The organism is Serratia symbiotica (Periphyllus acericola), assembly GCF_964019515.1.
GTDB lineage: Bacteria > Pseudomonadota > Gammaproteobacteria > Enterobacterales > Enterobacteriaceae > Serratia > Serratia symbiotica_D.
This window is the reverse complement of record NZ_OZ026452.1, coordinates 1,704,727-1,730,299: the sequence shown is the minus strand read 5'-3', so window position 1 is coordinate 1,730,299 and position 25,573 is coordinate 1,704,727. Positions and strand designations below refer to the sequence as shown.

Here is a 25,573-nt window from a genome sequence, read left to right as displayed (position 1 = left end):
AAACACCCAGTTAGTCGGAAAACCGCGCCTTATATCCTCGCCATTAAGGACGGGGCTTTACGGCGCACCAGGTAAAACTCATGGCTTTTAGTGAACTAAAAGCCATACGCAAATAGGGCCGTCCCATTAAAGCAGACCCAAAAGTACAGGTCAGTATCAGGTACTCCCCGTAAGTGATCGCCGCCTTTAAAGCTACTGAGCGCGGCTGGCAAACCCGTATGGACGCAGCTATGAAAGGCTGGCTTAAAAACCACTCACCGGCAGACATTAAGATTTGATGCTGATTGGTAGCCTGAGTTCTTAGGGTTGGGCATAGAGTCCAGCCATTTTATTTTTCTGGGTGTTCGCACCTTAGATTCAGTACCTATTCCGGTGGGCGTTGTTGAATAAATCAAACTTTTGGCCGGAACGAGGATCAGATCACTCTCCTTATGTCAAAATAGCGACATTCCGTGGCCCAGCAAAAGTTTAACATCACCAACTGGAAGGCTTACAACAACGCCCTTATCACTCGGGGTTTACTCACTTTCTCGGTGGATGAAACGGCACTTCACGCCTGGTACTGCGAGGCAAAAATTTCTCTGCGTGGTCGCCCACCACATTATTCCGATATGGCAATCACCAGCGTATTGATGCTGAAACGGATTTTCGGCCTGACACTTCGCGCCCTCCAGGGCTTTGTCGACTCCATTGTCACACTGATCAAAGTGCCGTTGAACTGCCCGGACGACACCTGCATCAGTAAGCGGGCAAAGTCCGGCCATGTCCCGTTTAAAACCCCAACGCCAGGTGAAATTGCGCACCTCGTTATCGACTCTAGCGGGCTCAACGTGTTGGGTGAAGGTGAGTGGAAGGTAAAAAAAACACGGTCAGGAAAAACGGCGGATCTGGCGAAAACTGCATTTGGCCGTAGATACAGAAACACATGAGGTCATCTGTGCTGACCTTTCCTTGAGCAATGTCACCGATACCGCAGCCTTCCCAGGTCTCATCCGCCAGAGGTACCGTAAAATCAAAGTCGCCTCGGCGGATCGGGCTTAGGATACGCGAGTGTGTGATGATGAGTTAAGGGGCAAGAAGCTCAAGGCGTTAATACCGCCCAGCAGCGGAGCCCGTTATTGGTCGGCAGACTATGCAGAGCGAAATCAAGCGGTGGCGAACCAGCGCCTTACCGGAGACAACACACGGTGAAAAAGTATCACAGGCTACCACCGACGTTCGATAGCGGCAACAGCGAAGTACAGAGTAAAACAGCTATTTGGTGGTCACCTGTCGCTGCGAGATTATGATGGGCAAGTTGCAGAGGCGCTGGCCATGATCTGTGCATTAAACAAGATGACGCTCGCCGGTATGCCAGAAAGTGTACGCCTTGCCTGAAAGCTACCCATTCATGGGACTCTTTATTCCAAATCCGATTTATTCAACAACGCCGATCCCATTCGGCATCATGGCCTTTGTTAATGGTGCTGGCTATCCAATAATGGTGGCGAATGCGTTAATGGCATTTCCGGAAAGCAGTGGCAAAGCCGCAGCGTTACAAAACACTTTGCAGCTCGGTCTGTGCTTTGTCGCCAGTATGCTGGTATCGGCGTTGATCTCGCAGCCATTGTTGGCGACAGTGACGGTGATGTTTTCTACAGTGGTATTGGCTGTGGTGGGCTATTGGGTACAACGAGGAAAATTAGTTGGCGGCACGGAGTGAATTTGCTAGCCCACTATTAATCGCTGGGCTAATTTATCGGGCAATAAACGGCGTCTGTGCGCTAATACCAGCATTTCCTGATAAACGTTAGCCTTTTGCTTCGCTGATAGTGATGCATTATTACTCACCAGCTTGTCAGTCCTTGTGCGTCGCCGATAACCATGCTTCACGGCTAGCGAGCACCCGTTCAACTCTGTCCACTACCGCCTGTGTTTGCGGGTCGATCTCAATATTCACTTTGTCGTCCAAACGTTTTCTACCCAGGGTGGTACGTTCTAACGTTTCGGGAATCAAATGCACGCAGAACCGGTTATTCACCACCTCGCCGATGGTCAAGCTGATGCCGTCAATGCCAATAAACCCCTTATACAGGATATATTTCATCAGTGACGCATTGGGCATACCTAGCCAGATTTGGCGGTTATTTTCCGAAACTAAAATCTTGGCCACTTCTGCCGTGCAAATAATATGGCCGGACATTAGATGGCCGCCAATTTCGTCGTTAAATCTGGCGGCACGCTCGATGTTGACCCTGTCACCCAACGCCAATTCGCCAAGGTTGGTCAGGCGTAGCGTTTCCTTGATCAGATCGAAACTGACCTGCGTACCTTCCACGGCGGTCACCGTCAGGCAGCAACCATTATGGGCAACCGAGGCACCTAACTCTAGCCCAGACAATAGTTCAGCAGGCATTTCAATCACATGGGTGCGGAAGTTGGGTTTCTCATCAAGGGCGACCAAGGGTGCGGTGCCCTGTACAATACCGGTGAACATATATGCCTCTTTTTTCTGAATGAGTTAACGCATTTATGCCAGTTTACGCGTAAAACCAAACCCACTGAAAACTCTTTGATCGCAATATTTGCTTAAACACGCCGAATAGGCAGACTCTTTCAACAAAACTGGGGGTTGGCTGCGGCGTGGCCACTGGTAGCGTCTACTGGCTTATGTTCCTTATGATATGCTGGTACGTCAAACAAGCACCCTCTCAGCACGACATCAAACCACTGAAAAACGAACATCCTAGGCCTGACTGGGCAGCATTGAAACGCCTGATCGGCATTGGCATGCCGATGGCACTAGCACTGTTCTTTGAAGTAACGCTTTTCGCCGTAGTGGCGCTACTGGTTTCACCACTGTGGATCGTGGCCGTTGCCGGCCACCAGATCGCACTTAATTTCAGTAACCTGATGTTCGTATTGCCGCTGTCCCTCGGCGTTGCTGCCACAATCCGCGTTGGTTACCGACTTGAGGAAGGCTCGATTGAGGGGGCACGTGTGGCCACCTATACGACCATAGGCGTCGGCATCATCATGGCTACCTGCGCAACTATTTACCAACATCTTCCGTGAGCAGATCGCCCTGCTGTACAACGGCAATCCAGCGGTGGTGGCGATGGCCTCGCAGCTTATGCTGTTAGCAGCGATTTATCAGATATCGGATTCTGTTCAAGTGATCGGCAGCGGGGTGCTGCGCGGCTATAAAGACACTCGCGCGATCTTTTTCATCACCTTTATCGCTTACTGGATCCTGGGTTTACCATGCGGCTACTTATTGGCGCTAACCGATATCCTGGTGCCAGCAATGGGGCCAAGGGGCTTCTGGATCGGTTTTATCATCGGATTTACTTTCGCCGCCATCATGGTGGTGTTGCCGCATCGGTTGGCTACATAAACAACCGGCCATGTTGATCTTACAACGATCGAGCCTCTAACAGCCTTTCTGAAAAGGGCACCTTGCTGCTCACTCTCACAGCAATCGCGTGAAATACCGAATAAAATTGCCTTTTCCCCCTTGCCAACGCACAGGTAGCTCGTTAATATTGGTCCCCTCTATCAGCCATGAGGGTCAGGGAGGGATGTGTCCGTAGCTCAGTTGGTTAGAGCACCACCTTGACATGGTGGGGGTCGGTGGTTCAAGTCCACTCGGACGCACCAAGTTATGGCTTTATCTGGATTTATTCTCCTTGTTCCTAAGCTTGTTTGCGCACGCAGTAGCGAGTCATCCTAGGTTTTTATTTTTTTCCCACCACTTAGCCTTATAATATGCAACGTCTTTCAGTTAAATGGCTTCAACCCTTGATCTGCAAAAACGTCATAACAATACATTTTCATCTCATCTTGTGCGTAGCATCGCCCCCGTATACGCCAGCGCGGGTCGAACTTTTCCGCACCATTTCGACTGTTTTCACCTATCCTTAAACCTTATTTTGAACCATCAGGCAAAAGATAAATTCCATACCAACAGCTCTACTGCTGGTTTTATTCGTTTTTTTTAATCACAACTTGTAGAAAACTCTGTCATGAAAAAGACCAAGATTGTTTGTACCATCGGCCCCAAAACCGAATCAGAAGAAATGCTTACCAAGATGCTTAACGCGGGCATGAACGTCATACGCCTCAACTTTTCACATGGCAATTATGAAGAGCACGGTAAACGCATTCATACAATGCGCACCGTAATGGCTAAAACCGGACTCAATGCTGGCATCCTGCTGGATACCAAAGGTCCGGAAATCCGTACCATGAAACTGGAAGACGGCAAAGATGCTTCTCTGATTGTCGGCCAGACTTTTACCTTCACCACCGATCAAAGCGTCATCGGTAATAGCGAACGCGTTGCGGTAACCTACACCGGTTTCTCAGCCGACCTGAAAATCGGCGATACCGTACTGGTTGATGATGGCTTGATCGGCATGGAGGTCATCAAGGTAACCGAGAATGAAGTGATCTGTAAGGTGCTGAACAACGGCGATCTGGGTGAAAACAAAGGCGTTAACCTGCCGGGCGTTTCCATCCAACTACCTGCACTGGCTGAAAAAGACAAGCATGACCTGATTTTTGGCTGTGAACAAGGCGTGGACTTCGTTGCTGCCTCTTTTATCCGCAAGCGTTCTGATGTGCTGGAAATAGGTGAGCACTTGAAAATCCATGGCGGTGAGCAAATCCAAATCATTTCCAAGATTGAAAACCAAGAAGGCCTTAACAACTTCGACGAAATCCTCGAAGCATCTGATGGCATCATGGTCGCCCGTGGTGATCTGGGGGTTGAGATCCCGGTAGAAGAAGTGATCTTTGCCCAGAAGATGATGATCGAAAAATGTAACCACGCGCGCAAAGTGGTGATCACCGCCACCCAGATGCTGGATTCGATGATCAAGAACCCGCGCCCTACCCGCGCGGAGGCTGGCGACGTGGCCAATGCTATTCTGGACGGCACCGACGCCGTCATGCTATCTGGTGAGAGTGCCAAGGGAAAATACCCCTTGGAGGCAGTAACCATCATGGCAACCATCTGTGAGCGCACTGATCGCGTGATGCCAAGCCGCATTGACAAACTCAACGATAGCCGCAAGCTGCGCATCACTGAGGCAGTCTGCCGTGGCGCGGTCGAAACCGCAGAGAAACTGGACGCGCCGCTGATCGTAGTTGCCACCCGCGGCGGCAAATCAGCCAAATCGGTGCGTAAATACTTCCCTGATGCGCTGATCCTGGCACTGACCACCAATGAAGTCACTGCCCACCAGTTGATCCTGAGCAAAGGTGTTATCCCTATGAGGGTCAAAGAAATTGCCTCTACCGACGACTTCTACCGCATTGGTAAAGAAGCGGCGCTATCCAGCGGCCTGGCGCAAAAAGGCGATGTGGTGGTGATGGTTTCCGGCGCTCTGGTACCAAGCGGCACCACCAATACCACCTCGGTGCACCTGCTATAATATAAAAGGTGATAGACTTGTTTTGATAAAAACGCCGCGCTACGCGGCGTTTTCATAGCAACGGTAAACTATTTTCTGAAAACGCAACCACGCACTGAATATGACTTTGCGAATAAAAATCCGAGTAGTGTTATATAATTTGGCTATTTTTACTCATTTTTTTCACTATTTTTTCGGGTAAAATGTTAGCTCGAGCTAACATTAAAAATAAAGTACCCTAATTTTAAAAATTATTCTCTTTCGAAAAAAGTTTGTGCAATACTTGGCGTTATTGAATAAATCCAACTTTTGGCCGGGACGAGGATCAGATCACTCTCCTTCTGTCAAAATAGCGACATGCCGTGGCCCAGAAAAAGTTCAACATCACCAACTGGAAGGCTTACAACAACGCCCTTACCACTCGGGGTTTACTCACTTGCTGGGGGGATGAAACGGCACTTCACGCCTGGTAATGCGAGGCAAAACCTTCTCTGCGTGGTCGCACACCACATTATTCCGATATGGCAATCACCAGCGTATTGATGCTGAAACGGATTTTCGGCCTGACACTTCGCGCCCTCCAGGGCTTCGTCGACTCCATTGTCACACTGATCAAAGTGCCGTTAAACTGCCCGGACGACACCTGCATCAGTAAGCGGGCAAAGTCCGGCCATGTCCCGTTTAAAACCGCAACGCCGGGTGAAATTGCGCACCTCGTTATCGACTCTAGCGGGCTCAACGTGTTGGGTGAAGGGGATAGGATACGCGAGTGTGTGATGATGAGTTAAGGGGCAAGAAGCTCAAGGCGTTAATACCGCCCAAAAGCGGAGCCCGTTATTGGTCGGCAGACTATGCAGAGCGAAATCAAGCGGTGGCGAACCAACGCGTTACCGGAGACAACACACGGTGGAAAAGTATCACAGGCTACCACCGACGTTCGATAGCGGCAACAGCGAGGTACAGAGTAAAACAGCTATTTGTTGGTCACCTGTCGCTGCGAGATTATGATGGGCAAGTTGCAGAGGCGCTGGCCATGATCTGTGCATTAAACAAGATGCCGCTCGCCGGTATGCCAGAAATATGCCCATTCAGGGGACTCTTTATTCCAAATCCGATTTATTCAACAAAGCCATGAAAATGATGTGATAGTGCTCGAGGAACTGCAACATCGCTTCTGTGGATAACTTTGTGTATAGAAAAATTACAGATTATAACGATGCGTCTTTAATTGTGATGAAAACAAAAAAAACATTTTAAATCAACAAACTAAATAGATGATTTTTTACTGGCTGATAAAAATCAGCTTTTACTCGATCTGTGGATATAACGTTAACCACACTATTAGTAAAATTCAGCGCTCCAATTACCTTAGCACAAGATACATAGATTGCGGCGTTGTTGAATAAATCTAACTTTTGGCCGGCACGAGGATCAGATCACTCTCCTTCTGTCAAAATAGCAACATTCCGTGGCCCAGCAAAAGTTCAACATCACCAACTGGAAGGCTTACAACAACGCCCTTACCACTCGGGGTTCACTCACTTTCTGGGTGGATGAAATGGCACTTCACGCTTGGTACTGCGAGGCAAAACCTTCTCTGCGTGGTCGCCCACAGCATTATATCGACTCTACCGGGCTCAACGTGTTGGGTGAAGGGGAGTGGAAGGTAAAAAAACACGGTCAGGAAAAACGGAGGATCTGGCGAAAACTGCATTTGGCCGTAGATACAGAAACACATGAGGTCATCTGTGCTGACTCTTCCTTGAGCACTGTCACCGATACCGAAGCCTTCCCAGGTCTTATCCGCCAGAGGTACCGTAACATCAAAGTCGCCTCGGCGGATCGGGCTTAGGATACGCGAGTGTGTGATGATGAGTTAAGGGGCAAGAAGCTCAAGGCGTTAATACCGCCCAGAAGCGGAGCCCGTTATTGGTCGGCAGACTATGCAGAGCGAAATCAAGCGGTGGCGAACCAGCGCCTTACCGGAGACAACACACGGTGGAAAAGTATCACAGGCTACCACCGACGTTATTTTGGTGTCTTCGGAAATGTTGGAGGTGATAGGCATCAGCGATCGCATCTCAAGGGTGAGTTCCCGATTGAACAGGCTACCCAGGAAGCATTAGCAAGCGATACGGCGTAAAGCAGGAGTAATCAGATATGAGTTCCAAGACTGTCGCAAAGCTCTGGTTCAGTAAAGAGTGGCTGTTAGAGCAAAAAAAACTGGTTGCTCTTCTGGCGCTTATTGCCATGGTCTCTTCCATGAGTTCGAGTTTTTTCACCCTGAACAACCTGTTCAATATCGATTTGTCGGTTGGAGCGTTGCTGGCGCCGGCGATTGACGCCTGCACCGGGGTGATCGTCGCCAAAGGCAAGGTTCAGGCATTTATCGCCACTTTGGTGATGATGCTGTTGCTGCGTGGTGCCACCATGGTTTACACTCACAGCAGCACAGTGAATACCGGCTTTACCGACGAGGCTGACGCCTTCGGCTAGTTCGGCATTGGCCGATAAATGGGCGTGCCCACTCCGATCTAGATTATGGCTGTCCGTGTTATTGCCGCCTGGTATATGCTGCACCACACCCTCCTGGGCCGCTATATTTATGCGCTAGGCGGTAATGAAGCGGCGACCCGGCTGTCCGGCATCAGCGTCGATAAAGTGAAAATTATAGTTTATTCGCTGTGCGGCCTGTTGGCGGCGTTGGCCGGGGTGATCGAAGTGGCACGTCTGTCTTCGGCGCAGCAAACCGCCGGTACTGGCTACGAACTAGACGCGATTGCTGCCGTAGTGCTAGGCGGCACTAGCCTGGCGGGCGGCAAGGGCCACATCATCGACACCTTGATCGGTACGCTGATACTTGTCTTCCTGAACAATGGCCTGAATTTACTGGGTTTTTTTTCTTAATACAAAATGATCGTGAAAGCAGTGGTGATACTGGTAGCGGTTCTGGTAGATAACAAAAGCAACAAGTAATCTCCCTCTACTAAAATTACGATGATGAAAATGAAAAAACTGGCAATTTTAGCCTCCGCCTTCGCCATTAACTCCACGCTGAGCGCTAACGCGCTGGCCAAAGACACCATCGCGCTGGTGGTTTCTACGCTCAACAACCCATTCTTCGTTTTGATGAAGGAAGGCGCGCAGCAGGAAGCCAACAAGCTAGGTGACAAGCTGGTGGTGCTGGATTCGCAAAACAACCCAGCGAAAGAACTAGCCAACGTCCAGGATCTTATGGTGCAGGCCTCTAAGCTACTGCTGATCAACCCGCCAGACTCCGATGCGGTCGGCAACGCCATCAATAATATGGCCAACCAGGCCAACATCCCTATCGTCACCCTAGATCGCGTGGCGAGCAAGGGCAAGGTAGTCAGTCATAAGGTGGTCAAACCGCGTGGGCGGTAAAATGGCTGGCGATTTCATCGCCAAGAAAGTGGGCGCAGACGCGAAAGTGATCCAGATATAAGGCATCGCCGACACCTCTGCCGCATGCGAGCGCGGCGAGGGCTTCAAACAGTCGCTGGATCAGAACAAGTTCAAACTGCTGGCTAGCCAGCCAGCCGACTTTGACTGCACCAAGGGCCTGAACGTGATGCATAACCTGCTGACCGCTCACCCAGACGTATAGGCAGTGTTTGCTCAGAACGATGAAATGGCGTTGGGCGCGTTACGCGCGTTGCAAACCGCCGGAAAATCCTATGTGGTCATGGTAGGCTTCGACGGCACCTCTGATGGTGTGAAGGCCGTGTAAGGCGGCAAGTTGGCGGCGACCATAGCGCACCGCCCAGATCAGATCGGCGTAATGGGTGTGGAAACCGCCGATAAAGTGTCGGCCATTATTCCTGTTAATTTGAAACTGGTCACCCAATAAAAAGCCTAATGGGATGGGTTCTAAGTCATACCAGCGCCATCTTATGATGGCGCGTAATTCAGGAATCAATGGAATGGAAATAGGTAAGCTAGTGATTCTGGGCAGCATCAATGCTGACCATATCCTCAATATTGAACAGTTCCCTCACCCGGGTGAAACGGTGATCGGGAAACAGTATAAGGTGGCGTTTGGTGGCAAGGGCGCGAATCAGGCGGTAGCGGCCGGGCTCAGCGGGGCGGATATTGCCTTTATCGCCTGCGTTGGTACCGACGATATCGGTGAACGCATACGCCAACAACTGGTGACCGATCGTATTGATACCCAACGGACTGAGGCCATCGCCGCAGTCACGCCGGATTATCTGGTGCGTTACCAACATCAGGTGATCGACGCCGATGCCCTGTTGCTGCAGTTGGAATCGCCGCTGGAGACGGTTATCGCCGCCACCCGCTTGGCGAAGCAGCATCAAACCCAGGTGATCCTAAACCCGGCACCGGCGCGTGAGCTGCCGGACTAACTGCAAATCATCTGGATATCAATGGACGAAAAAAGACCATCGCGGATAAATTGAACATGGTGCCGAGGGCCGGACTCGAACCGGCACGTCTTTCGACGGTTGATTTTGAATCAACTGCGTCTACCGATTTCGCCACTTCGGCACTGAAGTAGTATGCGGAAAACGTGTGCATTATACCTTCCCGCGATCCGGGTGCAACACTTATCCGTTGTTCAATGAGTTAAGTGTTGAAAAAAACGCCGACAAGTTCACATTGGCACTCTGCTGTCAGCAACACAATGACAATGGCACCCTGTTATCCCCATCCACTGCCCAAAATCGTGATGGGGAGCGATTTTCGTGATCCCCTACCATGCCCTTTGCTATTTTCTCTATGGCGGTCAGCGCACCTTATCCTAAATACAAGATACCGCACAGACTCCTAAGGTAAGGCCGATCGCTTTCCCTGCCCAATTTAGCCCCAGTTCTTGATGGGATAGCCTTTGCGAATCAGTTGCTTGCTTCACCAACCGAAGATTACGCCTATTATGTTCCGGTTTATCTGGGCACAGTTATGATTCACGCTTTCTGCAAGCACCCACTCACCACAAGACCTGTGCGATTCATTAGTCCTTCGCCACCGTCAGGCTAACCGGGTATCTCTCCAAAGCAATTGGGCTGGCAGACAAGTAAGTAAGAAGGAACAGCCCAACACGCCTCCCTCTTCTTCGTCTGTAGCGCCGCTACTTGCGTTTCAGCAGCATATACATGCTGATCAGCAGGAACATCATGCTAGGCAGCAATGCGCCCAGCACCGGCGGCATGTTGTACACTAGGCTAAGTTGGCCGAAGATCTGATCTAACACATAGAACAAAAAACCGAAGCTGATACCAGTCACCACGCGGATGCCCATTGGCACGCTACGCAGTGGGCCAAATATGAACGATAGTGTCATCAGCATCATCACCGGCACGGAAAGCGGCGAGAATATTTTGTTCCACATGTTCAGTTGGTAGCGGTTGGCTTCCTGGCCGCTCTGCTTCAGGTACTTCAAGTAGTTGTGTAGCCCCCTGATAGAGAGCGAGGTGGGATCCAGAGCCACTACCCCCAGTTTTTCTGGGGTTAAATTGGTTTTCCATACACCGGTCAGCGTCTGAGTGCCGGTCACCTTTTTCTCGTTGGTCAAATTGGAGGTATCCACCTGCGAAAGCTTCCACACGCCATCTTCAAAGCTGGCGGTAGCAGCGTAGCGTACTGTTTCCAGCCTGCGCTGGTCGTTGAAGTGGTAGATGTTCACGCCAGCAAGCTCTTTCTCGCCGGAAACGCGTTCAATGTAGATAAAATCGTTGCTATCTTTTGCCCACAGCCCGCTCTTGGTGGAAAGCAGCGAACCGGCGTACATCTGTTGCGCACGGAAATCGTGCGCCATTTGGTCGCCCTGCGGTGCCACCCATTCGCCGATCGCCATGGTCAGCAATACCAGCGGGATAGCGGTTTTCATCACTGAGCCGGCGATCTGCATACGGGTAAAACCAGAAGCCTGCATCACCACCAGTTCACTGCGCGTCGCCAACTGACCCAGGCCAAGCAGCGCGCCCAGCAGCGCCGCCATTGGGAAGAAAATCTCAATGTCTTTCGGCACGCTGAGCAGGGTAAACATCCCCGCGCACAGTACCGTATAGTCGCCTTGCCCCACTCTGCGCAATTGGTCAACAAATTTGATGATGCCAGACAGCGACACCAGCATGAATAACGTCATGATGATGGTGTTGAAAATCGTTTTACCGATATATCGGTCCAGTACACCAAACATCAGGCTGCTCTTCTCAGGCGTGCACGCAGCTTGCGCATCGGCACGGTATCCCACAAATTCAGTGCCAGCGCGATGGCAAAGTAGACAGCGTTAACCCCCCACAGCCAGATAATCGGGTCCAGCTTGCCCTTGCCAGCATTGGAACGCAGCGCAGTTTGCAGTAGGAAGAAAATTAAATACAGCAGGATGGCCGGCAACATGCTCAGTACTCGGCCCTGTCGCGGGTTTACCACACTGAGCGGTACTACCAGCAGCACCATCAACACCACGGAGACCACCAGCGTCAGACGCCAGTGGAATTCGGCGCGCGCGTCCGGATCGTCAGACTGCCAAAGGGTTTTCATCGACATCTGTTCAGACTGGGTGTTATCCACCGCTACAGCCCGATGCCCAATCACTGCCTTGTAATTATTGAAATCGGTAATGCGGAAATCACGCAGCAGTGCAGTACCCTCGAAGCGGGTGCCCTTGTCGAGCGTCACCACCTGCGCCCCATCCTTCTGTGGGTTGATGTTACCGTGTTCGGCTACTACCACGGAAGGGCGCTGGGTACCATTCGTCCTCAGTTGCGCCAAGAATACGTTATTGAATGTGCTGCCCTTCACGTTGCCGATGAACAACACCGCATTGCCGTCCTGCGAGGGCTTGAACTGTCCTTCTACCAGCCCGGCAATGCTTGGGTTAGCCTTCGCTTCGCTCACCACCACGTCTTGGTAGCTAGAGGCTACGGGGTTGGCCCAGAACACGTTTACAGCAGCCACAGCAGAAGTGAGGATCGCCAGTATCATCGCGGCGATAATCAAAGTACGTTTGCGCAGCCCGCAAGCATGCATAACGGTGATTTCGCTTTCAGTATACAACCGCCCAAAGGTCATCAGCAGGCCAAGAAACAAGCTTAAAGGAAGAATTAGCTGCGCCATCTTCGGCACACCTAATAACAACAGAGAAGGTACTAAGTTTGTTGGAACATCGCCATCTACCACATCGCCTAGTACCCTCACCAGGTTCTGACAAAAGAAGATCAGAAGCAAGATGAACAGAATTGCGATTTGGCTCTTTAGCGTTTCCCGAACCAGATATCTTATTATGATCACGCTTATTACGCCTGTGAAAACTTGTCTTTTTGCAGGAAAATCGATAGCTTCATCGTTAATCTGTCATGTATTCTCATCATAATGGCAACCTTTCATAGCTAAAATAGTATTACAACATCAAGCCTTTTGGGTGTCCTATAAAAGCTTACTTATTAGTAGTCGCCAAAATAGGGCAGTTTATACCGTTCAGGTTAACATAGTAATTAACACAATATGGCGGGAGATCGTTACGGAGTGGGTCACTCTAACCGTAGCTTTTGCCTTTGTCTTTAAAATTCAGGAGAGTACATGGAGTTCAGTGTAAAAAGCGGTAGCCCAGAGAAACAGCGCAGTGCCTGTATTATCGTCGGCGTTTTCGAACCGCGCCGCTTGTCCCCTATCGCGGAACAACTCGACAAAATCAGTGATGGTTATATCAGCGCTTTGCTTCGCCGTGGCGAACTGGAAGGCAAAGTCGGGCAGACATTACTGCTGCACCATGTGCCTAATATTCTCTCTGAACGCATCCTGTTAATCGGCTGTGGCAAAGAGCGCGAGCTTGATGAACGCCAGTACAAACAGGTGATTCAGAAAACCATCAATACCCTTAACGATACCGGTTCAATGGAAGCGGTATGCTTCCTGACTGAGCTGCATGTAAAAGGCAGCAACACTTACTGGAATGTGCGCCAGGCGGTGGAAATCGCCAAAGAAACGCTTTACACCTTCGATCAGTTAAAGAGCAATAAGGTGGAGCTACGCCGCCCACTACGCAAGATGGTGTTCAATGTGCCGACCCGCCGTGAACTCACCAGCGGCGAACGCGCCATCCAGCACGGTCTGGCAGTGGCCTCGGGCATCAAGGCGGCAAAAGATCTCGGCAACATGCCGCCGAACATATGCAACGCCGGTTACCTGGCCTCACAGGCGCGTCACCTGGCGGATGCCTTCAGCACACATATCACCACCCGCGTTATCGGTGAACAGCAGATGAAAGAGCTGGGGATGCATGCCTATCTGGCGGTGGGCGCAGGTTCGCAGAACGAATCATTGATGTCGGTGATGGAATATAGGGGGAACCCTACCCCGGATGCTAAGCCGATCGTGTTAGTTGGCAAAGGGCTGACCTTCGATTCCGGCGGCATCTCGATCAAACCCGCCGAAAACATGGACGAGATGAAATACGACATGTGCGGTGCTGCCACCGTTTACGGTGTAATGCGTGTCGTTGCAGAATTGAACCTGCCGCTGAACGTAGTAGGCGTACTGGCTGGCTGTGAAAACATGCCAAGTGCCCGCGCATATCGTCCTGGCGATGTGCTGACTACCATGTCCGGCCAGACCGTCGAGGTGCTTAACACTGATGCTGAAGGCCGTCTGGTGCTATGTGACACCCTGACCTACGTTGAGCGCTTCGATCCTGAACTGGTGATCGACATCGCCACCCTGACCGGTGCCTGCGTGATCGCGCTGGGCCACCACATCACTGGTCTGATGTCTAACCACAACCCACTGGCGCACGAGTTGCTCGGTGCCGCTGAACAGGCAGGCGACCGTGCTTGGCGCTTGCCGATGCTCGACGAATACTACGAGCAGTTTGACTCTAACTTCGCCGATATGGCAAACATCGGCGGCCGACCAGGTGGGGCAATCACCGCAGCCTGCTTCCTGTCGCGCTTTACCCGCAAGTACACCTGGGCGCACCTGGATATCGCTGGCACAGCATGGCGTTCCGGCAAGGCCAAAGGGGCCACCGGCCGACCGGTGGCCTTACTGTCTCAATTCTTATTGAACAGAGCGGGGATAGATGGCGACGATTAAAATATCCTTCATCTTTCAAGCCGCAGCGTTATTGGCTGCGTACGTCGTCTCCCCTAGGAACTTGCCACCTGGCTGACACTTGAAACCTATCGGGTATATAATCTTCTCAGCAGCACAGGGGTAGGCTTTTCCAGCCCGCACCCATGTAAGGGTGCAACCAACATGTTGTGCCCTATTTTTTATTGGTAGCGGTGAATAAGATGATTAAACAGGCGATGTTCTATTTGCTCGAACATGATCGACCGACAGGGGCGCTTAGCGCGCATGAGGCCTTGGCCTGCGCCGTTGCCGCCGAACGTTGGCGTTCCGGTAAACGGCTGCTGATCGCCTGTGAGAGCCAAGAACAAGCACAGCAGCTGGACGAAGCACTATGGCAGCGCGAACCGCATACGTTTGTGCCGCACAATCTGGCCGGAGAAGGGCCAAACTCAGGCGCTCCCATAGAGCTTTGCTGGCCCGGCAAACGCGGCAATGCCCCGCGCGATCTACTGATCGCTTTGCAACCGCAGTTTGCAGATTTTGCTACTGCTTTCCATCAAGTGGTAGACTTCGTTCCTTACGAAGACACCCTGAAAAAATTGGCGCGCGACCGTTATAAAGCCTATCGCAGCGTCGGTTTCCATTTGACTACGGCTATGCCGCCCACTCACTGAACAACGATATAAAATGGAAAACACAAACAGTCAGTTCGATACTGCATACGACCCGAAAGAGATCGAACAGACGCTGTACGATCATTGGGAACATCAGGGTTACTTCAAGCCGAATGGCGACACCAGCCAAGAAAGCTTCTGCATCATGATCCCCCCGCCGAACGTCACCGGTAGCCTGCACATGGGCCACGCGTTCCAGCAGACCATCATGGATACCCTGATCCGCTACCAGCGTATGCAGGGTAAAAACACCTTATGGCAGGCTGGCACCGACCATGCCGGCATCGCCACTCAGATGGTGGTAGAGCGCAAAATCGCTGCAGAAGAAGGCAAAACCCGCCACGACTATGGCCGCGATGCCTTCATCGACAAAATCTGGCAGTGGAAGGCAGGATCCGGCGGCACCATCACCCATCAGATGCGCCGCTTAGGCAACTCCGTAGATTGGGAGCGCGAGCGCTTCACCATGGACGATGGCCTGTCGAATGCGGTATGCGAAGTGTTTGTGCGTTTGTATCAAGAAGACTTGATCTACCGAGGCAAACGCCTGGTGAACTGGGATCCGAAACTACGCACTGCCATCTCCGATCTAGAAGTGGAGAACCGCGAGTCCAAAGGCTCCATGTGGTACCTGCGCTATCCGCTTGCCAATGGCGCTAAAACCGCTGAGGGCAAAGATTACCTGGTGGTGGCCACTACCCGTCCGGAAACCCTGCTGGGTGATACCGGCGTGGCTGTCAATCCAGAAGATCCGCGCTACAAAGATTTGATAGGCAAAGAAATCATTCTGCCGCTAGTGGACCGCCGCATCCGCATCGTCGGCGACGAGCACGCCGATATGGAAAAAGACACTGGCTGTGTGAAGATCACCCCAGCGCATGACTTCAACGACTATGAAGTCGGTAAACGTCACGGCCTGCCAATGATTAACATCTTGACTTTCGACGGTGCTATCCGTCAAGAAGCTGAAGTATTCAACACTTTGGGCGAGATTTGTACCGACTACAGCAACACGATCCCGGCCGAATACCAGGGCATAGAGCGCTTTTCGGCGCGTAAAGCAGTAGTCGCGGCTTTCGACCAACTAGGCCTGCTAGATGAGATCAAACCGCATGATCTAACGGTGCCTTACGGCGACCGCAGCAGCGTGGTGATCGAGCCGATGCTGACCGACCAGTGGTATGTACGCACCGCCCAGCTGGCGAAAGTAGCGGTGGAAGCAGTCGAACAAGGCGAAATCCAGTTCGTGCCGAAACAGTACGAAAACATGTACTTCAGTTGGATGCGTGACATTAAGGACTGGTGCATCTCACGTCAGCTATGGTGGGGTCATCGCATCCCAGCGTGGTACGACGTGAATGAAAAAGTCTATGTAGGCCGCAGCGAAGAAGAGGTGCGACGCGAGTATAACCTAGCTGCCGACCTGGTGTTGACCCAGGACGAAGACGTACTTGACACCTGGTTTTCGTCCGGCCTGTGGACTTTCTCCACCTTGGGCTGGCCAGAGCAGACTGATGTGTTTAAAACCTTCCACCCGACCAGCGTGATGGTGAGCGGCTTCGACATTATCTTCTTCTGGATCGCACGCATGATCATGCTGACTATGCACTTCATCAAAGATGAAAACGGCAAACCCCAGGTGCCGTTTAACACCGTCTATATGACTGGCCTGATCCGCGACGATGAAGGCCAAAAGATGTCCAAGTCCAAGGGCAACATGATCGATCCGTTGGACATGGTCGATGGCATCTCGCTGGAAGATCTACTAGAAAAACGCACCGGCAATATGATGCAGCCGCAGTTGGCAGAGAAGATCCGCAAGCGCACCGAGAAGCAATTCCCAAACGGCATAGAGCCACATGGCACCGACGCCCTGCGCTTCACTCTGGCGGCGCTGGCCTCCACTGGCCGCGATATCAATTGGGATATGAAGCGCCTGGAAGGCTACCGTAACTTCTGCAACAAACTGTGGAACGCCAGCCGTTTTGTGCTGATCAACACCGAACAGCATGATTGCGGTTTCAAAGGCGGTGAGAAAGTGCTATCGCTGGCGGATCGCTGGATACTGGCCGAGTTCAACCGCACGGTGAAAACCTATCGCGAAGCGCTGGATACCTATCGTTTCGACCTGGCAGCCAACATCCTGTACGACTTCACCTGGAACCAGTTCTGTGACTGGTACCTGGAGCTAACCAAACCGGTAGTGAGTAACGGCAGTGAAGCGGAAAAGCGCGGCAACCGCCACACACTGATTAGCGTACTGGAAGCGCTGCTGCGCCTGGCGCATCCGATAATTCCATTCATTACAGAGACTCTCTGGCAGCGCGTGAAGCCGCTGACCAGCACCACCATGGGCGCTGATCAAAACGGAAGCATAATGCTGCAACCGTTCCCAGAGTATAACGCCGCGCTGGAAGATATGGAGGCGCTGAACGATCTGGAGTGGATCAAACAGACGATTACTGCGGTACGCAACATCCGTGCCGAAATGAAGATCGCGCCAAGCAAACCGCTAGCGGTACTGCTACGCAGTGCCGACGACGATGCCCAACGACGCATACAGCAAAACCAGAGCTTTATCGCACGTCTGGCACGTCTGGAGTCCATCGCGCTGCTGCCACCAACTGGTGAGAAAGGCCCGCTCTCCATCACCAAGCTGATAGAGGGCGCCGAACTGCTGATCCCAATGGCTGGCTTTATCGACAAAGAGGCCGAGATCGCGCGTCTGGCGAAAGAGATGAGCAAGCTGGATGCGGAAATTACCTCGATCGAAGGCAAACTGGCCAACGCAGGTTTCGTGGCGCGCGCGCCGGAAGCGGTGGTTGCTAAAGTGCGAAATCGTCTGGCGTCCTGCAAAGAAGGCAAAGTGAAGTTACAAGAGCAGCAGGCGACCATCACCACGCTGTAATTAATTTGCTGGGATCGGGCGGGCTAGTGCAGCGGCAGCCACAGCCCCAGCCGCAGGCCGCCGAGTGGGCTGTCTTGCGCTTTCACCCAGCCACAGTGCTGATTGACCGCCGCTTCGACGATCGCTAAACCTAAGCCAGTGCAGACAGACTCACGATCACGCGCCTCATAGGTGCGGTAAAATGGCCGGAAAATCTGTTCGCGATCTTCCGCACTAACCCCAGGACCATCGTCATCAATGACGATGGTGATACCTCGATTGTCGGTGCTAAAAGCGATGGCAATGCGTGTGTGCGAGTAACGCAAGGCGTTGCGCACTATATTCTCCAGCGCGCTGTCTAATGCACTGGCGTTTCCGGTCAGCGTCCAGGGGCCTGGTGGGGAGGTAACTTCGCACTGTTTAGCCATCTGTTCGGCTTCAAACTTAGCGTTATCCAACATGTCGGCCCACAGTTTATTGGCTTTAAACTACTCACGCGCCAACTTGCTTTTTTGCTGCCCACGTTACAGCAGCAGTAAATCGTTGATCATCGAGTCCAACCGCTGCGCTTCAGTTTCGATACGAGCCAACTCATAACACTCGCCGTGACGGCGGCGCATCAGTGCGGTAGCCAATTGTAAGCGGGTCAGCGGCGTGCGTAATTCGTGCGAGATATCCGAAATCAATCGCTGCTGTGCTGTCACCCTGCGTTCTAGTGCACTGACCATCTGGTTGAAGCTAGTACCAGTGGCTCGGAATTTTTGCGGCCCAGCTTCCAGTTCCGGGTGCTGCTTCAGATTGCCGCGTGCCACATTATCGGCGGCGTTTTTCAGCTTACGTGCTGGTTTCGCCAGGCTCCAGGCCAACCATAGCAGCAGCGGAGTACTGATCAACATGGTGACGATAAGCAGCAGCAACGGGAGGTCAAACATCAGGTTGAAGAAATCAGATTGCGGGATATTGGCAGGGCTGATCAAGCAAAGCTGTTAGTTATCTTCACCATCGCGAATCAAGAACGGGCCAAGTAGTTAGACATGGCCGTATTTTTTCTTCTTAGGATGGTCGGCGTTGTCGGATTGGCCAATAAAGTTACGCACGATTTGCATTTCGTTGCGCTACGCACCGATTACCCGCCCTTAGCTGGTGACCAGAATCAAGCGTTGCCCTGGTGGTGCCCACTTATCGATAGCCCTTAACAGACGCCGCCACCACATCAGATCGTTGGCTGGATTATTTTGTAACTCGGCCTCGATATGTTGCTCTAGCATAAGCCCTTGCCGCTGCTCGCTATTCAGCAGTGGGGTTATTTGACGGGAGTCGAGTTTAGGCACCATCAATACCAGCATTAGCACCAGCGCTAATGTGAACCAGAAAATAGCGAAAATACGTGCCGTCAACCGATTGATCATGTTGCAGATATCATCAAATAGCCACGCCCGAGCAGGGTTTTGAACCAGGGATGTCCATCTTTGCGGTTTGGCAGTTTGCGCCGCAAGTTGGAGATATGCATATCGATGGAGCGGTCAAATGGAGTCAGGCGTTTGCCTAGTACTTCTTAGCTCAACAATTCGCGCGACACTACCTGGCCCATGTGCTGCGCCAGCAGGTAGAGAAGGGTGAATTCGGTGCCAGTCAGATCCAGTACCTTGCCGTCAAAGCTGGCTTCTTGACGACCGGTGTTAAGTTGCAGGCCATCGACATCCAGCGTGGGGGCGTTGGTATCCACATGCTGCTGTTGTTCATTCCAGTTAGAGCGCTGCAAAATGGCGCAAATGCGCGCCACCAGTTCACGATCATTGAAAGGCTTAGGCAAGTAGTCATCGGCACCCAGCTCCAACCCTAGCACGCGATCCAATTCGCTGCCGCGTGCGGTCAGCATAATGACTGGCGTATGATGGTGTTGACGCAGCTCTTTTAGCGTATCGATACCGTTTTTATTCGGCATCATAATATCGAGCAGCAATAGATTGATAGAACTGTACAGAAACGATAATGCTTGTTCGCCATCGTGGGCGACGGTGATGTTAAAACCTTCCATTTCAAGCAGTTCCTTTAACAGCAAGGTCAACTCGCAGTCATCGTCAACTAACAAAATCTTGTTCATCATGATTTACCTCCTGATGCAAAATCAGTCATCACTTGTTGGCATTCTATGACTTTACGTGGTTTTACCTGGTGCGCCGTAAAGCCCCGTCCTTAATGGCGAGGATATAAGGCGCGGTTTTCCGACTAACTGGGTGTTTGCTATTGCTCAATGTATTGCCGTATGATCGATATCGGCGCACCACTGCAACTACTTGCAAAATAACTCGGTGTCTACAGAACACCTTTGTAGTAATAGCGCTGGGCTATGTCGGGGAGGTCACGGCAAAGCAGTCTGCTAGAAACGCCTTTAAGACTGTTGACCAAGTTTGATATTGCCAGCTTTGGCGGGTAGTTAATCAGCAAATGCACGTGATCGCATTCACCATCCATCTCGACCAGCTCAACATCAAAGTCAGCACATACGCTAGAAAAGTAGCAGCGCAGCTTTTCTATGGCATCCTGATCAGATATTTTTCGTCGATACTTGGCAACGAATACCAAGTGAACATGCATCAGGAAAATGCAGTGTCTTCCTCGGCAAATATCGGTTTCTTTTGTCATAGACCAAAGTATAATAGTGATAATGAAACGACTTCAAGCCTTCAAATTTCAGTTAAGACCAATACGAAAATGACCTCATGGCTCATTAATTGGAAATCCGATCCTGAAACACAATGGCTTAAAGAATCTCCATTGCAGACGTTGCAGCAGTCACTGAAAGATTTAGAGCGCGGCTACAATAATTTCTTCCAGAAGCGTGCAGCATTCCCCCGTTTAAAAAAACGCGTGCAGAATGGTGCATTGCGCTACCCACAAGGTGTGAAGCTCAATCAAGCCAATAGTCGTATATCGTTGCCAAAGTTGGGATGGATACGCTACCGCAACAGCCGCGAAATTATAGGTGAAGTGAAAAATGTCACCATCAGCCAGTCATGCAGCAAATGGTACGTCAGCATCCAGACAGCATACGAAGTTACTGAACCCGTTCATAACTCAGCGTCAATGGTCGGAGTGGATGCCGGAGTCACCAAACTCGCTACGCTTTCAGATGGCACGGTATACCCGCCCGTCAACAGCTTCAAAACAAGCCAGCACAAGCTGGCAATACTTCAGCGTCAGTTAAGCAGAAAGGTAAAATTCAGCGCCAACTGGCAGAAACATAAGCGAAAAATCCAGCATCTACACTCGCACATTGCCAATATTCGGCGCGACTACCTTCATAAAATCACCAGTGAAATCTGCAAAAACCACGCAATGATCGTCATTGAAGACTTGAAGGTCAGTAACATGTCAAAGTCGGCAACAGGCACGGCAGAGCAGCACGGGCGAAACGTCAGAGCTAGATCAGGCTTAAACCGCTCGATACTGGTCAGGGATGGTATGAAATGCGTCGTCAACTTGAGTACAAGCAGCTCTGGCGAAGAGCACAGGTACTAGCAGTATCTGCGGCATATACCAGCCAGCGGGGTGCATGCTGCGGTCATACAGCGAAAGAAAACCGCCTGTCGCAAAGTAAATTTGTGTGTCAGATATGTGGATACACCACGAACGCCAATGGAGGGATAGTGCAGTCAGACCCCGCCCGTTAAAGCAGGAACCCACCCAGGCGAGTCAGCTTTCGGTCTGAACGCTGTAGGAATCCCCGTCCTTTAGGCCGGGGAGGATGTCAAGAGGCGGATTTGAGTTCACTATCAGTTACGGCCTGTGTATTTGCGCGCGCCCACTGTCTGGATCGGGGGCCACGTTTATCCGGCGTTGTTCCCGTGTTTCAGTCACCATCTACACGTACGCCATAGCTACACGGTCAAATTAACCAACTACCGCAGCAGGGCTCTCACCTGTAAGTAATCGAGCAGCTTTTCAGTCCACTCAGAACGGAATATCATCATCAAAATCTATTGGCGGTTCATTGCTGCTGGCCACAGAAGCATTGTTCTGTGCTGGGAGACCCTTCTGGCCACCGCTGAACGCGTTGCTACTCTGCGGTTTCTGGGGCTGACCCCAACCACCCTGACCTCCGCCTGCTGGAGCGCCGCCGCCCTGGCGACCGCCCAGCATCTGCATGGTACCACCAATGTTAACCACCACTTCGGTGGTGTATTTTTCTGCGCCGGCCTGATCGGTCCATTTGCGCGTCTGAAGGGAGCCTTCGATATACACCTGTGAACCTTTGCGCAGATATTCGCCCGCCACTTCGGCCACCTTGCCGAAGAGCACCACACGGTGCCACTCGGTTTTTTCTTTCTTTTCGCCAGTTGTCTTGTCACGCCAGCTTTCGGAGGTCGCCAAGGTAATGTTGGCCACTGCCCCCCCATTCGGCATGTAACGAACTTCTGGATCCTGGCCCAGATTCCCGACCAGAATTACTTTATTTATGCCTCTGCTGGCCATGAGCACTCTCCCGATGATTGATTCTTATACAGCACAAGCGAATAAGTCTAACACGATGAGTGGCTTTGTTGAATAAATCGGATTTGGAATAAAGAGTCCCGTGAATGGGCAGCTTTCAGGCAAGGCGTACACTTTCTGGCATACCGGCGAGCGTCATCTTGTTTAATGCACAGATCATGGCCAGCGCCTCTGCAACTTGCCCATCATAATCTCGCAGCGACAGGTGACTACCAAATAGCTGTTTTACTCTGTACTTCGCTGTTGCCGCTATCGAACGTCGGTGGTAGCCTGTGATACTTTTTCACCGTGTGTTGTCTCCGGTAAGGCGCTGGTTCGCCACCGCTTGATTTCGCTCTGCATAGTCTGCCGACCAATAACGGGCTCCGCTGCTGGGCGGTATTAACGCCTTGAGCTTCTTGCCCCTTAACTCATCATCACACACTCGCGTATCCTAAGCCCGATCCGCCGAGGCGACTTTGATTTTACGGTACCTCTGGCGGATGAGACCTGGGAAGGCTGCGGTATCGGTGACATTGCTCAAGGAAAGGTCAGCACAGATGACCTCATGTGTTTCTGTATCTACGGCCAAATGCAGTTTTCGCCAGATACGCCGTTTTTCCTGACCGTGTTTTTTTGCCATCCACTCGCCTTTACCCAACACGTTGAGCCCGCTAGAGTCGATAACGAGGTGCGCAATTTCACCCGGCGTTGCGGTTTTAAACGGGACATGGCCGGACTTCGCCCGCTTACTGATGCAGGTGTCGTCCGGGCAATTCAACGGCACTTTGATCAGTGTGACACTGGAGTCGATGAAGCCCTGGAGGGCGCGAAGTGTCAGGCCGAAAATCCGTTTCAGCATCAATACGCTGGTGATTGCCATATCGGAATAATGTGGTTGGCTACCACGCAAAGGTTTTGCCTCTTAGTACCAGGCGTGAAGTGCCGTTTCATCCCCCCAGCAAGTGAGTGAACCCCGAGTGGTAAGGGCGTTGTTGTAAGCCTTCCAGTTGGTGATGTTGAACTTTTGCTGGGCCACGGAATGTCGCTATTTTGAAAGAAGGAGAGTGATCTGATCCGCGTTCCGGCCAAAAGTTCGATTTATTCAACAACGCCCTTTCGCTGTAATTGCCTGATAACAGTGGCGTCAGCGATGTTGCGAAGTTTCTGGCCTTATCGTGTGGGATTGTCGACACCACCCGTATGTCACCGTAACGGCTACGTTTGCGCATGATCCGATGACCCAAAAAGATAAAGCCGTTATTGACATGAGTGATCCTGGTATTGTCCATGTTCAGCTTGAGTTTAAGACTTTCTTCAAGCACGCCACGACACTCTTTCCTGATCGCTTCCGCCTGTGCTTTACTCCCCTTGATGATGAGCATAAAGTCATTGGCATAGCGGCAATAAGCAACGTCGGGTTTCCATTGCCAGTTTTCTATGACCGCAGTACTTCAGCCTCGCTGGATACTGTTATTCCAGTACCATCGATCCTTTCTGGCTTTCCCGCTCAGGTAGCGTTTATGTAGATACTGATCGAATTCATTCAGCATGATATTCGACAGTAACGACGATATCACTCCTCCCTGCGGTACGCCTTCACTAGCGGCCCGAAAGAGTCCGACATCAATATGTCCCGCCGTGATTGTTTTTCACAGCAGAACCATGAAACGTGAGTCACTGATCCTGCGGCGTACGGCTTTCATCAGCAGACGATGATGCACGGTGTCGAAGTAGCTGGACAAATCTCCTTCAATAACCCAGCGTCACCGGGTTTCCCCACAGTCGGTGAGCTGTAATTTCACTGTACGGATCGCGTGGTGAACACTGCGTTCAGGCCGGAAGCCATACGAGAGCGTATGAAAATCACTCTCCCAGATCAGCTCCATCGCCATCAGCATTGCTCGCTGAACAATACGATCCCGTAACGCGGGGATACCCAGCGGTCGCTGTTTGCCTTTGCTTTTAGGGATGTAAACCCGTCTGGCTGGAAGGGGCTGGTAGTGACCCGAGAGAAGTTCTTCTCTGAGTATTTGCAGTTCAGCAGCTAGTCTGGCCTGTAGCTTTGCTTTGTTCACGCCATTAACGCCAGGGGTATGCGCCCCTTTTGATGAAAACGTGATCCGCGCCGCTTTAGCCAGCCATTCTGGTTGTGTTATCAGACGCAGCAGCCGTTGAATCCGTCGGGACGGTTCGGTTACTGCCCATGTGGCAAGCTTGCGTTATATTTCGCTGATTATCAAAGGTCTTCAACTCATTAGGTCAGTTAATTCACGTCGCAAACATATTTAAACTGCTTCCCTTCGCCATGTAATGGGCTTTCCTCATCGCAGACTACTCAGTACGAAAGCTCCGTCAGCCAGCACGTCATCGGGGCCATGCCCCCTTAACATCCGTCGCTGACCTTCCCCGGTTCACCTGTCTGGACTCAGACATACTGAGGAGGCTGCCTATCGCACTCTTTACCCTTGCTTGCCGCAAGTTGGCAGAAGTCAGTAGCCCGAGAGTGACGGGCGCTGCTGTCCCGGTATTTTGCCTACATATCAAAACATCTTTGACTGACAGTGCACACCTGTCACTGACAGTCCCTTCTGCACGGCCTGACAGATCACATAGGCCGTGGTGACGTTTTCAACCCACAGAGGCGGATTAACGGGTTCATGTTCTTCAGCCTTTCATTACTTAACCTTGATGATCATCTTGGCTGAGTGATCTCGCCTCAATCCCGATTGTCAGCGGGTTAAATCACCCTTCAGGCATGCCGCAGGCCACTGCCGCTCAGGTTCTCCACCGTCACACCCGGTGGGATTGTTTGGCTTCTCGTCATGAGTTACTGGCTCAATATTCCAGATAGACTCGTGGTTCATTTGAGCATCCGTGCTCGTCCTGGACTCCGGGCACACAGCACGTGACATGACTAACCCCTTACGTCATCGATGTGCATCTGCATAGCCCTGATTACTGGCTACCATGATCCTGCCGCTGGCGGCGTTATGCCAACGCTTGGTCAGCAGCCACCTGTTACATCCGCTGTTTCACCACTGGCTGCAACTACACGGCCAGCGCAGCATCCGCAGTGTGCGCATGAA

Annotated in this window: 12 protein-coding genes, 2 tRNA genes and 14 pseudogenes; 17 read left to right on the top strand and 11 right to left on the bottom strand. The window is 51.7% G+C overall.

Features of this window, described 5'->3' with window-relative positions:
• Positions 1-173 precede the first annotated feature (173 nt).
• The 3 genes and pseudogenes from AACL06_RS09415 to AACL06_RS09405 all read left to right on the top strand — a co-directional run.
• A complete protein-coding gene (locus AACL06_RS09415) occupies positions 174-278 on the top strand; it encodes a BrnA antitoxin family protein (RefSeq protein ID WP_339036985.1) in 105 nt (34 codons plus the stop codon).
• 174 nt (positions 279-452) lie between these two features.
• Positions 453-1,377, top strand: a pseudogene (locus AACL06_RS09410) (IS5 family transposase).
• 46 nt (positions 1,378-1,423) lie between these two features.
• Positions 1,424-1,702: pseudogene (locus AACL06_RS09405) on the top strand (purine nucleoside transporter PunC); the annotation flags it as partial.
• A gap of 135 nt (positions 1,703-1,837) precedes the next feature.
• Here AACL06_RS09405 and AACL06_RS09400 read toward each other — a convergent pair.
• Positions 1,838-2,476 carry a riboflavin synthase subunit alpha gene (locus AACL06_RS09400; protein WP_339036983.1) on the bottom strand — a complete coding sequence of 213 codons (639 nt, stop codon included), beginning with the start codon at positions 2,474-2,476 and terminating at the stop codon, positions 1,838-1,840.
• Positions 2,477-2,607: 131 nt separating this feature from the next.
• Between AACL06_RS09400 and AACL06_RS09395 the strand changes: the two are divergent.
• The 10 genes and pseudogenes from AACL06_RS09395 to AACL06_RS09350 all read left to right on the top strand — a co-directional run.
• Positions 2,608-3,416, top strand: a pseudogene (locus tag AACL06_RS09395) (MATE family efflux transporter); the annotation flags it as partial.
• A gap of 146 nt (positions 3,417-3,562) precedes the next feature.
• Positions 3,563-3,639, top strand: a tRNA-Val gene (locus tag AACL06_RS09390).
• Between the two features lie 365 nt (positions 3,640-4,004).
• Entirely contained in the window at positions 4,005-5,417 is a 1,413-nt protein-coding gene (gene pykF, locus AACL06_RS09385) for a pyruvate kinase PykF (protein WP_339036981.1), read from the top strand.
• 253 nt (positions 5,418-5,670) lie between these two features.
• Positions 5,671-5,847, top strand: a complete 177-nt coding sequence (locus AACL06_RS09380; RefSeq protein WP_339036979.1) for a hypothetical protein — start codon at positions 5,671-5,673, stop codon at positions 5,845-5,847.
• Positions 5,780-6,531, top strand: a pseudogene (locus tag AACL06_RS09375) (transposase). Before AACL06_RS09380 ends, AACL06_RS09375 begins: the two are co-directional and overlap by 68 nt.
• 260 nt (positions 6,532-6,791) lie before the next feature.
• Positions 6,792-6,953: a hypothetical protein gene (locus AACL06_RS09370; protein WP_339036978.1), complete on the top strand. Its 162-nt coding sequence runs from the start codon at positions 6,792-6,794 to the stop codon at positions 6,951-6,953.
• Positions 6,886-7,425, top strand: a pseudogene (locus tag AACL06_RS09365) (transposase); the annotation flags it as partial. The gene AACL06_RS09370 and the pseudogene AACL06_RS09365, both read left to right, overlap by 68 nt.
• Before the next feature lie 131 nt (positions 7,426-7,556).
• A pseudogene (locus AACL06_RS09360) lies at positions 7,557-8,372 on the top strand (ABC transporter permease subunit).
• A gap of 24 nt (positions 8,373-8,396) precedes the next feature.
• Positions 8,397-9,267: pseudogene (gene rbsB, locus AACL06_RS09355) on the top strand (ribose ABC transporter substrate-binding protein RbsB).
• A 73-nt stretch (positions 9,268-9,340) separates the two neighbouring features.
• Positions 9,341-9,781 (top strand): annotated as a pseudogene (locus AACL06_RS09350) (PfkB family carbohydrate kinase); the annotation flags it as partial.
• Between the two features lie 60 nt (positions 9,782-9,841).
• On the opposite strand, the gene AACL06_RS09345 reads toward AACL06_RS09350, so the two are convergent.
• The 3 genes from AACL06_RS09345 to lptF all read right to left on the bottom strand — a co-directional run bounded on the left by AACL06_RS09345 (position 9,842) and on the right by lptF (position 12,671).
• Positions 9,842-9,926, bottom strand: a tRNA-Leu gene (locus tag AACL06_RS09345).
• Positions 9,927-10,506: 580 nt separating this feature from the next.
• Positions 10,507-11,577 carry an LPS export ABC transporter permease LptG gene (gene lptG / locus AACL06_RS09340; protein ID WP_339036977.1) on the bottom strand — a complete coding sequence of 357 codons (1,071 nt, stop codon included), beginning with the start codon at positions 11,575-11,577 and terminating at the stop codon, positions 10,507-10,509.
• Positions 11,577-12,671, bottom strand: a complete 1,095-nt coding sequence (gene lptF / locus AACL06_RS09335) for an LPS export ABC transporter permease LptF (RefSeq protein ID WP_339036975.1) — start codon at positions 12,669-12,671, stop codon at positions 11,577-11,579. The genes lptG and lptF overlap by 1 nt, the downstream gene beginning before the upstream one ends.
• A gap of 288 nt (positions 12,672-12,959) precedes the next feature.
• Between lptF and pepA the strand changes: the two genes are divergently transcribed.
• The 3 genes from pepA (at position 12,960) to AACL06_RS09320 (ending at position 18,032) form a co-directional block, all read left to right on the top strand.
• Positions 12,960-14,471 carry a leucyl aminopeptidase gene (pepA, locus tag AACL06_RS09330; RefSeq protein ID WP_339036973.1) on the top strand — a complete coding sequence of 504 codons (1,512 nt, stop codon included), beginning with the start codon at positions 12,960-12,962 and terminating at the stop codon, positions 14,469-14,471.
• Positions 14,472-14,674: 203 nt separating this feature from the next.
• Positions 14,675-15,124, top strand: coding sequence for a DNA polymerase III subunit chi (locus AACL06_RS09325; protein ID WP_339038385.1), 450 nt, complete (start codon positions 14,675-14,677; stop codon positions 15,122-15,124).
• Positions 15,125-15,137: 13 nt separating this feature from the next.
• Positions 15,138-18,032, top strand: a complete 2,895-nt coding sequence (locus AACL06_RS09320; protein ID WP_339036971.1) for a valine--tRNA ligase — start codon at positions 15,138-15,140, stop codon at positions 18,030-18,032.
• Positions 18,033-18,055: 23 nt separating this feature from the next.
• Here the strand turns inward: AACL06_RS09320 and cpxA are convergent.
• From cpxA to tnpA, 3 pseudogenes are all read right to left on the bottom strand, one after another.
• A pseudogene (cpxA, locus tag AACL06_RS09315) lies at positions 18,056-19,420 on the bottom strand (envelope stress sensor histidine kinase CpxA).
• Positions 19,417-20,115 (bottom strand): annotated as a pseudogene (cpxR, locus tag AACL06_RS09310) (envelope stress response regulator transcription factor CpxR). The pseudogenes cpxA and cpxR overlap by 4 nt, the downstream one beginning before the upstream one ends.
• 140 nt (positions 20,116-20,255) lie before the next feature.
• Positions 20,256-20,657 (bottom strand): annotated as a pseudogene (tnpA, locus tag AACL06_RS09305) (IS200/IS605 family transposase).
• Here tnpA and AACL06_RS09300 point away from each other — a divergent pair.
• A pseudogene (locus AACL06_RS09300) lies at positions 20,652-21,723 on the top strand (RNA-guided endonuclease InsQ/TnpB family protein); the annotation flags it as partial. The pseudogenes tnpA and AACL06_RS09300 sit on opposite strands and share 6 nt — an antisense overlap.
• A gap of 242 nt (positions 21,724-21,965) precedes the next feature.
• On the opposite strand, the gene AACL06_RS09290 reads toward AACL06_RS09300, so the two are convergent.
• The 4 genes and pseudogenes from AACL06_RS09290 to AACL06_RS09275 form a co-directional block, all read right to left on the bottom strand.
• A complete protein-coding gene (locus tag AACL06_RS09290; protein ID WP_339036969.1) occupies positions 21,966-22,487 on the bottom strand; it encodes a single-stranded DNA-binding protein in 522 nt (173 codons plus the stop codon).
• A 115-nt stretch (positions 22,488-22,602) separates the two neighbouring features.
• A pseudogene (locus tag AACL06_RS09285) lies at positions 22,603-23,502 on the bottom strand (IS5 family transposase).
• The gene (locus AACL06_RS09280; RefSeq protein ID WP_339036967.1) at positions 23,435-23,596 is read right to left on the bottom strand and encodes a hypothetical protein; all 162 of its coding nucleotides are present in this window, start codon (positions 23,594-23,596) and stop codon (positions 23,435-23,437) included. Before AACL06_RS09280 ends, AACL06_RS09285 begins: the two are co-directional and overlap by 68 nt.
• A gap of 6 nt (positions 23,597-23,602) precedes the next feature.
• Positions 23,603-24,664: pseudogene (locus tag AACL06_RS09275) on the bottom strand (reverse transcriptase domain-containing protein); the annotation flags it as partial.
• Positions 24,665-25,573: the final 909 nt, after the last annotated feature.

Coding starts and splice junctions, on each gene's coding strand:
- lptG (WP_339036977.1), bottom strand. CDS start 11,577: ATGTTTGGTGTACTGGACCGATATATCGGTAAAACGATTTTCAACACC.
- pykF (WP_339036981.1), top strand. CDS start 4,005: ATGAAAAAGACCAAGATTGTTTGTACCATCGGCCCCAAAACCGAATCA.
- pepA (WP_339036973.1), top strand. CDS start 12,960: ATGGAGTTCAGTGTAAAAAGCGGTAGCCCAGAGAAACAGCGCAGTGCC.
- AACL06_RS09400 (WP_339036983.1), bottom strand. CDS start 2,476: ATGTTCACCGGTATTGTACAGGGCACCGCACCCTTGGTCGCCCTTGAT.
- AACL06_RS09290 (WP_339036969.1), bottom strand. CDS start 22,487: ATGGCCAGCAGAGGCATAAATAAAGTAATTCTGGTCGGGAATCTGGGC.
- AACL06_RS09320 (WP_339036971.1), top strand. CDS start 15,138: ATGGAAAACACAAACAGTCAGTTCGATACTGCATACGACCCGAAAGAG.